We start from the raw sequence: 13,606 nt of genomic DNA, 5'->3' as shown, positions 1-13,606 counted from the left end.
CCGCCTCCTCGGCCGGCTCGCCGAGGCGCTGCGCGCCGCCCGGCAGCGACCACTCGCCGCGCCGCGGCGGCCGGCCGCGCCGGATCAGCAGGACATCCTCGCCACGGAACGCAAGGACGCCGATGCCGACCCAGGGGCGGGTCGGATACTCGCGCGGGTTCGCGCTCACCGCGCCTGCTTCGCCAGGTCCTCGAGCCGGGGCAGGAAGGCCTTCTCCTTCCATTGTCCGACCTGATAGGCCCAGCCGCGCCAGCGCGCGTTGAGCCGCGCCGCCTCCTCGTCGCCCGCGGCCGAGAGCCGGACCCAGAGGTCGTCGCCCTCCTTCCGCGCCGCGACCGCGATGCGGAGGTTGTCGGTCAGCTCGAAGCTCGCCTCGCCGAGCCACTCGCCCGGCATCTCGGCCTCGCGCCGCACCTCGAGGAAGGTCAGGAACTCGAAGGCACGCGCCACCTCGTCGAGGCTGATCTCGTCGAGTTCCGGCGTCTCCGCCGGCTCGACGACGGCAAGCGGCGCATCGGCGTCGGCGCCCCGGCGGAGCACGAGGGTCCCCTCGGCCGCGCGATTCACCTCAGCGGCGCGCACGCGCTCGCGCGGGATGTTGGCGATGTCGCGGTCGATCCAGAGGTTCGGGTCGGCGTCGACCGGCAGGCGTCCCTCCGCCAGCCAGGCCTGCGCCTCGCCGGGGCGGCGCACATGCACCGTCTCCGGCACGTTGCCCTGCACGCGCATCCGGCGCCGGCCGACGATGAGCTCGGCGATCGGCGCGCCGCGCGCATCGAGCACGCGGAGCAGGGAGGAGGTCGCGCCGGGCCGCGTCGGATCCTCGACGCCCAGCCGCTCGAGCAGGTCCGGATTGGCGGTGCGCGGCTCGGTCAGGCGGAGCTCGGTCAGGCCGACCAGCACCTCGCGCACACGTTCCGGGCGGGCGGGATAGCCGGCCCGGTCGGGCAGCACCCAGGTCGCGTCCTGCCGCAGGACGGTCAGCGTTCCGTCGTGGCGCACCACCTCGATGCGCGCGGCATCCGCCAGCCGGGCCGCCAGGCCAGGGAAGGCGAGCGGCATGATGGTCGACACCGGCGGATCGGTGCGGTCCGGCGTCAGCAGGATCGCGCCGCCCACGGTCGCGGCCGCGGCGCTGCCCAACAGCAGGAGGGTACGCCGTTTCATGCCCGCGCCTCCGCACGGCGCCTTGCGCGCCACACGCCGAGCCCGATGGCGAAGAGCGTCAGCAGCGCCGGCACGGCGACGATGTTCAGCACGCGCAGCCGTGTCTCGAGGCCTTCGATGTCGCGCCGCAGCTCGAGCTGGACCTGGCGCAGCTCACTCCGCGTGCGGCGGATCTCGTCACGTGCGCGGTCGATCTCGGCGCGCTGCTCCGGCGTGATGACGGCCGCGGCCTGTCCGCCGCCCGGGCCGGAGCGCAGCTCGCGCAGCCGGCGCTCGGTCGCCTCGAGCCGCTCCTGCAGGCCACGCTCGGTCTGACGGAACTGCGCCTCGGCGCCGCGGCGGATGTCGTCGACGAGGTCGAAGGGGCGCAGGGATTCGCCGCGCGAGCGCAGCGAGACGAGCGCCTCGCCGCCGGCCATGGTGTCGGCGAGGTTCAGCACCAGCGCGCCGTTGTCGCTGAAGGGCGTCGTCACCTGCTGGCCGAAGAACTCCTGCACGCGGACCCAGAAGCGGTCCTCCAGGATGTCGGCATCGTTCACGACCACGAGGTTCGCAGGGCCTTCCGTGCGGGCGCGGTGGGCGGGGAAGTCGGCCGGACGCTCGGCCCCCTCCGGCGGGTCGGGCGGGCCCTGGAAGGCAGAGGAGAGCTGGCCGCGGATGCGCGCGGCGATGACACGCGGTCCGCCCTCCGGCCGGAACTCGGCCAGCAGCCGCGTCGGGCTCGGGTCCTGGCGGACGCGCGCCGCATCCACGACCGCGCTGCGCTCGCTGCTGGTGATGAGGGGCACGAACTCGATGGCCGCCCCGTCGCGCCGCCGGACCTCGCCGGCCGATGCGACGGTCACCTGGGCAAGCTCGGCCGTCGCCACCTCGCTGCGGTTCAGCCCGGCCTGGGGGACGTTGAACCAGGCGATGTAGTCCACCGCCTGCACGCGATCGCGCGTGTCGGCGCGCACCCGCCAGGCGCCGCGCTGGTCGAGCACGACGCGATCGGACGGCGCCTCGATGCCCCAGGCGTTCAGGAGCCGGTCGAGGTTGCTCGACGCGTCGCGCACCTGCGGCTGGTTGATCGAGGGGCGGTTCGCCTGGCCCTCGCTGTGCGGGTCGGTGAAGACCATCAGCCGCCCGCCGCGCATCACGAACTGGTCGATGGCGTAGAGCGTCGCCTCCGACAGCCCCTGCGCATGGGCCACCATCAGCACCTGCACGTCGGTCTCGATGACCTGGGCGTCGAGCGCGACGTCGCGCACCGTGTAGAACTGGCGCAGCTGGTTCGCGACCACGAAGGGCTGGCCGATGCCCGGCTGGCGCATCATCAGCGCGCGCGGATCGCCGTTCATCGGCAGCGAGGACATCACGCCCAGCACCGGGCGGCGCGGGTTCGACAGCTCCCAGACCAGCCGCGTCAGGTCGTATTCCAGGAAGCGCTCGCGCTCCGGTTGGAAGAAGGGGATGGTCCGCTCGTCGTCGAGCAGGTTGGAGCCGACGAGGCCGAAGAAGACCTGGTCGCCCGACTGGTCCACCGGCACGCCCTGCAGGCCGAGCGCGATGGCGCGGTCCTCGAGCTCGGTGAAGGGCTCGGGGTCCAGCACCTCGAGCCGCAGCCGGCCGTTGCTGACGGCGACATATTCGTCGAGCAGCGCGCGCACGCGGTCGGCATAGGCGCCATAGGGCGGCACGGCGACGCCGAGCTTGCGCGAGTAGTAGAGCCGCAGCGTGATCGGGTCCTGCAGCCCGCGCAGCACCTGCTTCGTGCCGTCCGACAGCGTGTAGAGGCGGTTCTGCGTCAGGTCGATGCGCGCATGCGGCAGCAGCCGGTCGGCCAGCATGTTCACGCCGACGGCGAGGATGGCCGCGAGCAGCAGCGCGAGGGAGGCCGAGAGGCCGCGCTTGCCGCGCAGGACCGGGGCAGGGGCTTGGGTGGTGGCGCTCATGCTCAGTCCGCCTTCCTCTGGTCCACCGCGACCGTGTTCGCGAAGAGGAAGAAGCCGATGAAGGTCGCGAAGAAGACGAGGTCGCGGCCCGAGACCACGCCGCGCGTGAAGCCCTGCAGGCGGTCGGTGATGCTGATGCCGCGCGCGATGTCCGCCAGTACCGGCAGGTTGCGCGAGAGGAACTCCGTCACGATCGGGCTGCCGGCGGCGACGAGGAAGAAGCAGGCCGCGACCGAGAGGACGAAGGCGATGACCTGGTTCTTGGTGAGCGCCGAGAGGGCGGCGCCCACGGCCAGGAACGCGCCGGCCGCCAGCAGGCAGCCGATATAGCCGGTCAGGATCACGCCGTTGTCCGGGTCGCCGAGGTAGTTCACCGTCACGACGAGCGGGAAGGTCAGCGCCAGCGCGATGGCGCAGAAGGCCCAGGCGGCGAGGAACTTGCCCACCACCGCCTGCCATTGCGCCAGCGGCAGCGTCAGCAGCAGCTCGATCGTGCCGAGCCGCCGCTCCTCCGCCCAGAGCCGCATGCTGAGGGCAGGGATCAGGAACAGGAACAGCCAGGGCACGAAGCCGAAGAACGGCACGAGATCCGCCTGGCCGCGGGCGAAGAAGCCGCCGATGGTGAAGGTCAGCACGCCGGCCAGCACCAGGAAGATGACGATGAACACATAGGCGACCGGCGTCGCGAAATAGCCCGCCAGCTCGCGCCGGAAGACGGTGAGCACGCCACCCATCACGCGACCTCCCGCGCGGCTTCGTCCGTGACCGCTGTCGAGGCGGCGCCGAGGGTGAGGCGTCGGAAGACGTCGTCCATCGTCTCGCCCGTCGCGGCGAAGGCCTCCGGCGTCGCATCCGCCACCACGCGGCCGCGCGCGATGATGAGCGCCCGCGTGCAGACGGCCGCCACTTCCTCAAGGATGTGGGTCGAGATCACGATCGCCTTCTCCGGCGCCATGGCGCGGATCAGGTTGCGCACCTCGTGCTTCTGGTTCGGATCGAGCCCGTCCGTCGGCTCGTCGAGCACCAGCACCGGCGGGTCGTGCAGCAGCGCCGCGGCAAGCCCGACGCGCCGCTTGAAGCCCTTGGACAGCGTCTCGACCGGCTGCAGCCGCACGCCGCCGAGCTGCGTCAGCTCGATGCCGCGCGCCACGCGATCCGACAGCTCCGAGCCGCGGAAGCCGCGGGCGCGGCCGCAGAAGCCCAGGAGCCCCTCGACCGTCATCTCGGGGTAGGTCGGCGCCCCCTCCGGCAGGAAGCCCAGGTGGCGCTTGGCACTCACCGGGCGGTCCACGACATCCTCGCCGCAGATCCGGGCCGTCCCCGCGGTCGGCGTCATGAAGCCCGCCAGCATGCGCATGGTGGTGGACTTGCCGGCCCCGTTCGGCCCAAGGAACCCGACCACCTCGCCGCGCGAGACGGTGAAGGACACGTCGTCCACGGCCGTGAAGGCCCCGAAGCGCTTGGTGAGGCGCTCGATCTCGATCAAGGCGGTCACGCGCGGTCCCCAGCTTTCCCCGCGAGGCCGATTAAGGAGGCGCGCCCCCCGGATCAACCCCCCGTGAGAGCAATGGGTTACCCGGCGTCCAGCTTGGCCAGGGTGGGGTCGTGGCCGAACAGCGCGAGCAGCATCAGCGCCGCCCGCCCGCGCGGGGATGAGAGTTCCGGGTCTCGCTCGAGCAGCGCCTGGGCGTCACGATGGGCGATGTGGGTCAGCCGGTCGAACTCCTCCGGCTCCTCCTGCGGGTCGAGCAGCCGGCCAGCCTGGGTGCCGGATTGCCGCTCGCGCAACACGTCGCCGCCCCCGCGGGTGCGCAAATCCTCCTCGGCGATCAGGAAGCCGTCCTCGGTGTCGCGGAGCACCAGCAGGCGGCGCTTCTCGGACTCCGACAGGCCTTCCGAATGAACCAGCAGGCAGGAAGAGGGCTTCGCGCCGCGCCCGACGCGCCCGCGGAGCTGATGGAGCGCCGCGAGGCCGAAGCGCTCGGCCTGCTCGATCAGCATGATCGTGGCTTCCGGCACGTCCACGCCGACCTCGACCACCGTCGTCGCGACCAGCAGCTTCGTGCGGCCGGCGGCGAAATCGGCCAGCGCCGCTTCGCGAACCGCCAGCTCCTGCAGGCCATGCGCCATGCCGACCTGGCCGGGGAAGCGCTTCGAAAGCTCGGCGAAGCGGTCTTCCGCCGCCACGCTGTCGTCGCTCTCGCCGCCCGAGATGGCGCGCACGACCCAATAGGCGCGCTCGCCGCGGGCCAGCGCCTCGCCCAGTCGGTCCACTACATCGGGCAGGCGCTCCTGCGAGACCACGCGCGTCACGATGGGCTGGCGCCCGGCCGGCTTTCCCTCGAGCCGGCTCACCGCCATCTCGCCCCATTGCGTCAGCAGCAGCGTGCGCGGGATGGGTGTCGCGGTCATCACCAGCATGTCCGCGTCGCGGCCCTTGTTGGCGAGCATGAGGCGCTGCGCGACGCCGAAGCGGTGCTGCTCGTCCACGATGGCCAGCCCCAGGTCGCGGAAGGCGACGGCATCCTGGAACAGCGCATGGGTGCCGACGACGATGCCCACGGAGCCCGCGGCGAGGCCGCGCAGCACCTCCTTGCGCTCGGCGCCCTTCACGCTGCCGGTCAGCAGGCGGACATCGACGCCGGCCGGGTGGCAGAGTTTCACCAGTGTCCGCAGGTGCTGCCGCGCCAGAAGCTCGGTCGGCGCCATCAGCGCGGCCTGGGCGCCGGATTCGACCGCGCGCAGCATGGCGAGCACGGCGACCAGCGTCTTGCCCGCGCCGACATCGCCCTGCAGGAGCCGCAGCATGCGCCGCGGTGCGGCCATGTCGGCGCCGATCTCGGCCAGCGCCTGCTCCTGCCCGGGCGTGGGGCTGTGCCCGAAGGCGGCGAGCGCCCGCGCCTGCAACTCGCCCGTGCCGGGCAGCGCGCGACCCGGCCGGTTGCGCTGGCGCCGTCGCACCAGGCCGATCGCCACCTGGCTGGCCAGCAACTCGTCATAGGCGAGGCGGCGGCGCGGGGCCTGGGGCAGGGGGCCGGCCGGCCGCTGCAGGGTGCGGATCGCGACGTCGAAGGCCGGCCAGCCCTCACGCCGCAGCAACGCGAGGTCGGCCCATTCCGGCAAGGGGCGCAGCGTCTCCAGCGCCGCCTCCATTGCCCCGCGCAGCCGCTTCGGGGTGAGGTCGCGGACCAGCGGCCAGACCGGTTCCACCACCGGCAGCGCCTCCGGCCGCTCGGCCGAGAGCGGGTTGAGCATGGTCCAGCCCCGGCTGCCCTCGGCCAGCACGCGGCCGGCCAGGAAGCGGAAGGCACCGGGCGGCAGCAGCTTCTGGATCCAGGGCAGACGCCCGTTCATGTAGCGCAGCGTCAGCGGCCAGCCGCCGGCCGTCGCCTTCACCTCGACATAGGGGCGGCCGGTGGACTTCGCCCGCGCCGCGCGCAGGCTCTTCACCTCGACCTCCAGGATCACGTCCTGGTCCGGGGGCGCGTCCTCGGGGCTCGCGACGCGGCGGCGCAGGACGACCCGCTCCGGCAGGTGCAGCAAGAGGTCGAGCACGCGGTCGCCGCCCGTCGCCTCCTCCAGCAGCGCGGCCAGCGTCGGGCCGACACCGTGCAGCGTCCCGACCGGCGCGAGCAACCGCGCGATCTCCGGCGCGTCCTCCAATGTCGCGGCGGTCAGGTCAGGCATGCCGCCGGTCGGGCTGACAGGATTCCCATGCACCCCTATATGGCAGCCCCGCACGCCGAAGCCGACATGCCCGACGAGACCGAAACCGAACTTCCGCCCCGCCGCCGGCGCCTGCTGTTCCGCGCCTGGCACCGCGGCACCAAGGAGGCCGACCTGATGATCGGCGGCTTCGTGAAGCGGCACATCGCAACCTTCACGGAGCGCGAGCTGGACGAGCTGGAAGCCGTGCTGGAATTGCCCGACGTCGACCTGGCGGACTGGCTCTCCGGCCGCCGAGCCATTCCCGCCCATGTCACCACGCCGATGCTGGAGCGCATGGCGCTGGAATGCGCCACGCCGGGCGCCGGGGTGCCGCCGGAAGCCAAGGCCTGATGGACACCATCCTCGTCCATGGCGCGCCGGAGGGCTACGACGCGCTGCTGCTCGCCCGCCGCCGCGCCGAGACGCGGGGCCCCGTCCTGCATGTCTGCCGCGACGACGCACGCATGGCGCGGCTGGCGGAGGCGCTCACCTTCTTCGCCCCGCATTTCGAGGTGCTGCGCTTCCCGGCCTGGGACTGCCTGCCCTACGACCGTGTCTCGCCGAACCCCGAGATCGTAGCGGAGCGCGTGGCGACGCTGACGCGGCTCGCCGAGCGCGTGCCGACGCCGCGCATCGTGCTGACGACCGTGAATGCGCTGGTGCAGAAGGTCCCTCCGCGCGCGGCCTTCCAGGGTGCCACGCTGTCGCTCGCCCGCGGCGGGCGGCAGGACCCGCAGAAGCTCGCCGAGTTCCTCGAGGCCAATGGCTACCACCGCACCGGCACGGTGATGGAGCATGGCGAGTACGCCGTTCGCGGCGGCATCGTCGACCTCTTCCCGGCCGGCGAGCCCGACCCGATCCGTCTCGACCTCTTCGGCGACGAGATCGAGGACATCCGCCGCTTCGACACCGCCACCCAGCGCAGCGGTGAGAGGCTGGACGGGCTGGTGCTGCGCCCGGTCGGCGAGATGTTCCTCGACCCGCCTTCGATCAGCCGCTTCCGCAGCGCCTATCGCGAATTGTTCGGCGCCGCGGCCGCCGAGGACCCTCTCTACGTCTCGGTCAGCGCCGGGCGGAAGCATCCCGGCATGGAGCACTGGGCCGGGCTCTTCCACGAGGTGATGGAGACACTGCTCGACCATCTGGGCGAGGGCGCCACCGTGTCTTTCGACCACCAGTCGGAGGAGGCGCTGGACGTCCGCCTCGAGATGGTCACGGACCATTACGAGGCGCGGCGCGGCCCGACGCGAGAGGGCGAGGTGCCGTATCGCCCGGCGCCGCCCGACCGGCTCTACCTGGATCTCGATGCCTGGGAGGGCATGCTGGCCGAGGCGACGGTGATGCGCTTCGTGCCCTTCGCCCCCGCATCCGACCTGCCGGGCGTGGTGGATGCGGGCGGGCGGCCGGGCCGGCTCTTCAGCGATGCGCGCGCCGAGGGGAAAAACGTCTTCGCCGCCTATGGCGAGCATGCGAAGGCGATGGTGGCGCGCGGCCATCGCCCCGTGCTCGCCGCCTGGACGCGCGGCTCGCGCGAGCGGCTGGCCAACCTGCTGCGCGAGAACGGCATCGCCTGCGAGCCGGTGGAGGACATCCGCGCCGCTCAGCGCCTCGCGCCCGGTGTCGTGGCCTTGGCGACGGTCGGCATCGAGCGCGGCTTCCTCGCGCCGAAAGGCGCGCGGGACGACGGCTTGCCGGACCTCGTCGTCACCGGCGAACAGGACCTGCTCGGCGAGCGCATCGCCCGGCCGCCGCGGCGGCGCAAGCGCGCCGACCAGTTCATCGCCGACGCGACCGAGATCGCCGAGGGCGACCTCGTCGTGCACCAGGAGCATGGCATCGGACGCTACGACGGGCTCGCCACCATCGAGGTCAGCGGCGCGCCGCATGAATGCCTGCGGCTGATCTATGACGGCGGCGACAAGCTCTTCCTGCCGGTCGAGAACATCGAGATCCTGTCGCGCTTCGGCAGCGAGGCGGCCGGCGTCGCGCTCGACAAGCTCGGCGGCGGCGCCTGGCAGGCCCGCAAGGCGAAGGCGAAGCAGCGCATCGCCGACATGGCCGCCGCGCTCATCCGCGTGGCGGCGGAGCGCGCGACGAAGCAGGCCGTCTCCGCCATCCCGCCCGAGGGTGCCTGGGACGAGTTCTGCGCCCGCTTCCCCTTCGCCGAGACCGACGACCAGCAGCGCGCCATCGCCGACGTGCTCGAGGATCTCTCGGCCGGCAAGCCGATGGACCGGCTGATCTGCGGCGATGTCGGTTTCGGCAAGACCGAGGTGGCGCTTCGCGCCGCCTTCTGCGTCGCCATGTCGGGATCGCAGGTGGCGGTCGTCGTGCCGACCACGCTGCTCTCCCGTCAGCACGCCCGCACTTTCTCGAGTCGCTTCGAGGGACTTCCCGTCAGGGTCGCGCAACTCTCGCGCATGGTCACGGCCAAGGAAGCGCAGGCCGTCCGCGACGGGCTGAAGGACGGCTCCATCAACATCGTGGTCGGCACCCATGCGCTGCTGGCGAAGGGCGTGGACTTCGCCGATCTCGGCCTCGTCATCGTGGACGAGGAGCAGCATTTCGGCGTCGCCCATAAGGAACGCCTGAAGTCGCTGAAATCCGACGTGCATGTGCTCACGCTGACCGCGACGCCGATCCCGCGCACGCTGCAGCTGGCGCTGACCGGAGTGCGGGAGATGAGCGTGATCGCGACGCCGCCGGTGGACCGCCTCGCCGTGCGCACCTTCATCATGCCCTGGGACGGCGTGGTGATCCGCGAGGCGATCCAGCGCGAGCGGTTCCGCGGCGGCCAGGTGTTCTGCGTGGTGCCCCGCCTCGAGGATCTGCCGAAAGTCCGCGAGCGCCTGGCCGAGATCGTGCCGGAGGCGCGCGTGGCCGAGGCGCATGGCCGCCTCTCCCCGACCGATCTCGAGCGGGTGATGACCGAGTTCGGCGACCAGAAGCACGATATCCTGCTGTCCACGAACATCGTGGAATCCGGCCTCGACATGCCGGCGGTGAACACGCTGCTGATCCACCGCGCCGACATGTTCGGCCTCGCGCAGCTCTATCAGCTGCGCGGCCGCGTGGGCCGCGGCAAGCAGCGCGGCTACGCCTATCTCACCTGGCCACAGACGCATCGCCTGAGTGCGGCGGCCGAGAAGCGGCTCGAGGTGATGCAGACCCTCGACAACCTTGGCGCCGGCTTCACGCTGGCCAGCCACGACCTCGACATCCGCGGCGCCGGCAACCTGCTCGGCGACGAGCAGTCCGGCCACATCCGCGAGGTCGGCATCGAGCTCTACCAGCAGATGCTGGAGGAGGCGGTGAACGACCTGAAGCACGGCAGCGGCAAGGACACGGCGGAGGACCGCGACTGGACGCCGCAGATCAATCTCGGCCTGCCGGTCATGCTGCCCGAGGCCTATGTGCGCGACCTTCCGGTGCGCCTCGGCCTCTATCGTCGCATCGGTGGGCTGCAGAACGAGGCGGAGATCGAGGCGATGGCCGCCGAACTGGCGGACCGCTTCGGCCCGCTGCCGGCGGAGGCCGAGACGCTCCTGCAGGTCGTGCTGCTCAAGCAGCTGTGCCGCCAGGCCGGCGTCGAGAAACTGGATGTCGGGCCCAAGGGCATCGTGCTCGGCTTCCGCGGCAACCGCTTCGCCGATCCGGCCGCGCTGGTGCAGTGGGTGGCGGGGCAGGGCGGGGCGGTGAAGTTGCGGCCGGACCACAAGCTCGCCCTGGCGCAGGAGATGCCCTACGAGGCGCGGATCCGCGAGGCGCGCCGCCTTCTCGCGGCGCTGGCCGAGGTCGCGCAGGGCAGGGTGCCCGTAGCGCCGGAGGCGCGCGGCGGGGCATCACCGAAGCAGCCGCGAGCCGCGGTGCCGAGCGTGCCGGCTCCCAAGTCGGCCGCTGCCAAGAAGAGCGTCTTCCGTCCGACGGTCCTGCCGCCCGCACCGAAGGGTGCCGCCAGCAGCAAGCCGATCCCGCTGCCGGGGCGCTGGAAGCGGTAGCCCTTTAGCCCTGCGCCTCGACCAGGGCGACGTCGAGCAGGCGCTCCAGCACCTCCGGCTCCTGCGCGCCCGCAATGGCGTGGCGCCCCTGCACCACGAAGCAGGGCACGCCGTTGATGCCGAGGCGATGGGCGCGGAGGTTGTCGGCGTGCACCGCCTCGGTCTCCTGGATCCCGGCCAGCGCTCGGCGCGTGGCGACCGCATCCATCCCGAGGCTCGCGGCGAGACCGACCAGCACGCCCTGGTCGCCGATATCCTGCCCTTCCGCGAAATAGGCCTCGAACAGCCGCTGCACGGTCGCGTCGGCCAGGCCCTGGCGGTCCGCAATCCGGACCAGCCGGTGGGCGTCGAGCGAAGGGGGGATGCGCCGGATCCGGTCGAAGGCGAAGCGCAGCCCCTCCGTCCGCCCGAGCTCCGCGATCGTCGCGTGCAGGCGCCGCGCGCGATCCTCGCCGCCGAACTTCCGCAGCAGGTAGTCCTGGCGCGAGACGCCGCCCGGCGCGATGTCCGGGTTGAGCAGGAAGGGGCGCCAGCTGATGTCGGCCAGCAGGTCCGGGCGCGACCGCAGCGTCCGGCGCAGGCGGTGGGTGCCGAGGTAGCACCAGGGGCAGACCAGGTCGAAGACGACCTCGATCTGCAGCCGGGCCCGCGGCGGGGCGAGGATGTTCACGGACGGAGGATAGCAGGCGGGCGGCCGGGGTGCGAATGTCCCGGCGACGCCGCCCCTGCCGGGCGCCGGGGCCGCCTTTCAACCGGATCCGCCGCATGACCGACCCTCGCCTCGCGGAGGCGCAGCATCTGCTCGACACCGGCTGCGCCGCGGAGGCCGCGCGCGCCTTCGCCGCCGCAGCCACGGCGGGCGTCGAGGCGGCCTGGGCGGGCCTCGGCGAGGCGCTGTCCGCGACGCTCGACTACGCGGATGCGATTCCGGCCTTCCGGCGCGCGCTGGCGCTGGCTCCGGCGGAAGCGGGGCTGCGGGTGAACCTGGCCCGCGCGCTCTTCGCCCTCGGCCACGTTTCCGAGGCGATGCGCGAGACGGAGCGGGCGATCCGCGAGGGCGACGCCGAGGTGCGGGCGCTCGCCCTGCGCAACCAGGCCATCATGGCGCCCGGCGACCCGGACCTCGGCAATGCCGAGATCCTGCGCATCCGACGACGCTGGGCGCTGTCCGAGGCCGCCTCGGTCACGCCGCTCATGGCCCGCCCGCGCCGCGGGGCGAAGCTCCGCATCGCCTATTACGGCGCCTTCTTCGCGCAGCGGAACTGGATGAAGATGTACATGGGCGTGATCAACGCCCATGACCGCGACCGCTTCGAGATCAACCTCATCGTCGACGGCGCGCCGCCCTGCGCGGAGGCCGGCTACCATGATCACGACGACGACCGGATCTGGGAGGTGACCGGACTTCCCAACGACGAACTTGCCGGCCACATCGCCGAGGCCGGGATCGACGTGCTGGTGGACCTCAACGGCTACAGCCATGTCGCGCGCCTGCCGCTGCTGCTGCATCGGGCGGCGCCGGTGCAGGTCGCCTGGAACGGGATGTTCGCCACCACCGGCTTCCCGCATCTCGACGCCCTCGTCGGCGACGCCTCCGCCATCCTGCCGGAGGAGGAGCGGTTCTGCTCCGAACCGGTGCGTCGGGTGACGCACACCTACCTGCCGTTCTGGATGTTCTACGCGACGCCGCCGGTGGCGCCGCCGCCCTGCCTGCAGGCCGGCCGTGTCACCTTCGGCAGCCTCGCTTCCGCCTACAAGCTGACCTCGCGCACGCTCGCCACCTGGGCCGCGGTGCTGCGGGCCTGCCCGGGATCGCGCCTGCTGCTGCGCAACCGCGCGCTCGACCACGCCGGCAACCGCGCCGAGCTCGTCGCGCGCTTCGCGGCGCATGGCATCGGGGCCGAGCGGCTCGACCTGCGCGGCGGCGCCGCGCACGAGGACTTCCTCCGCACCTACGACGAGATCGACATCTCGCTCGACACCTTCCCCTACAACGGTGGCACCACGACGGCGGAGGCGCTGTGGCAGGGCGTGCCGGTGCTGACGACGGTCGGCGACCGCTGGGCCGGCCGGACCAGTCGCTCGCTCCTGCTGGCGGCCGGCTTTCCCGAGGACGTGCTGCCGGACGAAGCGGCGCTGGTGGCGCGCGCCGCGGCGATGGCGCGTGACCCCGACGCACTCGCCGCGCGCCGGGCAACGCAGCGCGAGCGCGTCGCGGCAAGCCCTGCCGCCGACCCGGCCGCACTCTGCCGGGAGCTGGAAGCCCTCTACCTGGAACTGGCCGAACGCGCCTCGACACGCGGATGACGGGCTGGCGGATGGGGTGGGATTCGAACCCACGGTGGGCGTGAACCCACGGCGGTTTTCAAGACCGCTGCCTTAAACCACTCGGCCACCCATCCGGGACCGGGCGACGGACCCGTTGTCCCGTCCCGACCGGCAGGCCGGATGGAACCAACCGCGCATCGCTGAGACGCCGGACACTCACGGCCCGGGACGACGGCGCCCTACGGTCTGGAGCGATCGGAGGTCCGTTCGGAGGAGCGTCGGGATGCGCAGGATACCAGCTTTCGTGGGCGTCGCCACCCTGCTGGCCGCGCCCGCCGCCTTCGCGCAGCAGCCGAGCATCGAGGAGCTGATGCGGCGCATCGACGCGCTGCAGCGCCAGGTCGACGAACTCCAGGCCGAACGCGCCGCCCGCCGACGACGGGCGCCGCGACCAGCGCCGGCTCCATCGGCACGCCCGCCTTCACCACCAGCAACCCCGCCGCATAGGCGCCGAGGCCGAAGTAGGCCGCG

General features: G+C 72.5%; 11 protein-coding genes and 1 tRNA gene. 4 read left to right on the top strand and 8 right to left on the bottom strand.

Annotation, left to right across the window (positions count from 1 at the left end; all coding sequences use genetic code 11):
* From L2I40_RS09065 to recG, 6 genes are all read right to left on the bottom strand, one after another.
* A partial coding sequence (locus tag L2I40_RS09065; RefSeq protein ID WP_372491031.1) for an NUDIX domain-containing protein occupies window positions 1-223 on the bottom strand: 223 nt, incomplete at its 3' end.
* Window positions 166-1,167: a DUF4340 domain-containing protein gene (locus L2I40_RS09060; protein ID WP_237214578.1), complete on the bottom strand. Its 1,002-nt coding sequence runs from the start codon at window positions 1,165-1,167 to the stop codon at window positions 166-168. The genes L2I40_RS09065 and L2I40_RS09060, both read right to left, overlap by 58 nt.
* Window positions 1,164-3,101, bottom strand: a complete 1,938-nt coding sequence (locus tag L2I40_RS09055; protein WP_237214577.1) for a GldG family protein — start codon at window positions 3,099-3,101, stop codon at window positions 1,164-1,166. The genes L2I40_RS09060 and L2I40_RS09055 overlap by 4 nt, the downstream gene beginning before the upstream one ends.
* A gap of 2 nt (window positions 3,102-3,103) precedes the next feature.
* Window positions 3,104-3,835, bottom strand: coding sequence for an ABC transporter permease (locus tag L2I40_RS09050; protein ID WP_237214576.1), 732 nt, complete (start codon window positions 3,833-3,835; stop codon window positions 3,104-3,106).
* Window positions 3,835-4,596: an ABC transporter ATP-binding protein gene (locus L2I40_RS09045; RefSeq protein WP_237214575.1), complete on the bottom strand. Its 762-nt coding sequence runs from the start codon at window positions 4,594-4,596 to the stop codon at window positions 3,835-3,837. The genes L2I40_RS09050 and L2I40_RS09045 overlap by 1 nt, the downstream gene beginning before the upstream one ends.
* Window positions 4,597-4,673: 77 nt before the next feature.
* Complete coding sequence (gene recG, locus L2I40_RS09040; RefSeq protein WP_237214574.1) at window positions 4,674-6,788, bottom strand: ATP-dependent DNA helicase RecG; 2,115 nt, start codon at window positions 6,786-6,788, stop codon at window positions 4,674-4,676.
* 66 nt (window positions 6,789-6,854) lie between these two features.
* Here recG and L2I40_RS09035 point away from each other — a divergent pair, with 66 nt between their 5' ends.
* Together L2I40_RS09035 and mfd are read left to right on the top strand one after the other, a co-directional pair.
* Window positions 6,855-7,160, top strand: coding sequence for an FAD assembly factor SdhE (locus L2I40_RS09035; RefSeq protein ID WP_237214573.1), 306 nt, complete (start codon window positions 6,855-6,857; stop codon window positions 7,158-7,160).
* The gene (mfd, locus tag L2I40_RS09030) at window positions 7,160-10,807 is read left to right on the top strand and encodes a transcription-repair coupling factor (protein ID WP_237214572.1); all 3,648 of its coding nucleotides are present in this window, start codon (window positions 7,160-7,162) and stop codon (window positions 10,805-10,807) included. Before L2I40_RS09035 ends, mfd begins: the two co-directional genes overlap by 1 nt.
* Window positions 10,808-10,811: 4 nt before the next feature.
* Here the strand turns inward: mfd and L2I40_RS09025 are convergent, their stop codons facing one another.
* Window positions 10,812-11,477, bottom strand: a complete 666-nt coding sequence (locus L2I40_RS09025) for a DsbA family oxidoreductase (protein ID WP_237214571.1) — start codon at window positions 11,475-11,477, stop codon at window positions 10,812-10,814.
* A gap of 95 nt (window positions 11,478-11,572) precedes the next feature.
* On the opposite strand from L2I40_RS09025, the gene L2I40_RS09020 reads away from it, so the two are divergent.
* Window positions 11,573-13,114 carry an O-linked N-acetylglucosamine transferase, SPINDLY family protein gene (locus L2I40_RS09020; protein WP_237214570.1) on the top strand — a complete coding sequence of 514 codons (1,542 nt, stop codon included), beginning with the start codon at window positions 11,573-11,575 and terminating at the stop codon, window positions 13,112-13,114.
* 5 nt (window positions 13,115-13,119) lie between these two features.
* Here the strand turns inward: L2I40_RS09020 and L2I40_RS09015 are convergent.
* Window positions 13,120-13,209, bottom strand: a tRNA-Ser gene (locus L2I40_RS09015).
* Window positions 13,210-13,379: 170 nt separating this feature from the next.
* Here L2I40_RS09015 and L2I40_RS09010 point away from each other — a divergent pair.
* Window positions 13,380-13,606: hypothetical protein (locus L2I40_RS09010; protein WP_237214569.1), on the top strand; the 227-nt coding region annotated here is incomplete at its 3' end.

Source organism: Falsiroseomonas oryziterrae, assembly GCF_021864505.1.
Taxonomy (GTDB): Bacteria; Pseudomonadota; Alphaproteobacteria; order Acetobacterales; family Acetobacteraceae; genus Falsiroseomonas; species Falsiroseomonas oryziterrae.
The sequence above is the reverse complement of the archived record's forward strand: the minus strand, read 5'-3'. Positions and strand labels throughout refer to the sequence as shown.

What these genes read in the sequence shown, in the direction of transcription:
- L2I40_RS09055 (WP_237214577.1), bottom strand. Translation starts at nt 3,101, where the DNA reads ATGAGCGCCACCACCCAAGCCCCTGCCCCGGTCCTGCGCGGCAAGCGC.
- L2I40_RS09035 (WP_237214573.1), top strand. Translation starts at nt 6,855, where the DNA reads ATGCCCGACGAGACCGAAACCGAACTTCCGCCCCGCCGCCGGCGCCTG.
- mfd (WP_237214572.1), top strand. Translation starts at nt 7,160, where the DNA reads ATGGACACCATCCTCGTCCATGGCGCGCCGGAGGGCTACGACGCGCTG.
- recG (WP_237214574.1), bottom strand. Translation starts at nt 6,788, where the DNA reads ATGCCTGACCTGACCGCCGCGACATTGGAGGACGCGCCGGAGATCGCG.
- L2I40_RS09020 (WP_237214570.1), top strand. Translation starts at nt 11,573, where the DNA reads ATGACCGACCCTCGCCTCGCGGAGGCGCAGCATCTGCTCGACACCGGC.
- L2I40_RS09060 (WP_237214578.1), bottom strand. Translation starts at nt 1,167, where the DNA reads ATGAAACGGCGTACCCTCCTGCTGTTGGGCAGCGCCGCGGCCGCGACC.
- L2I40_RS09050 (WP_237214576.1), bottom strand. Translation starts at nt 3,835, where the DNA reads ATGGGTGGCGTGCTCACCGTCTTCCGGCGCGAGCTGGCGGGCTATTTC.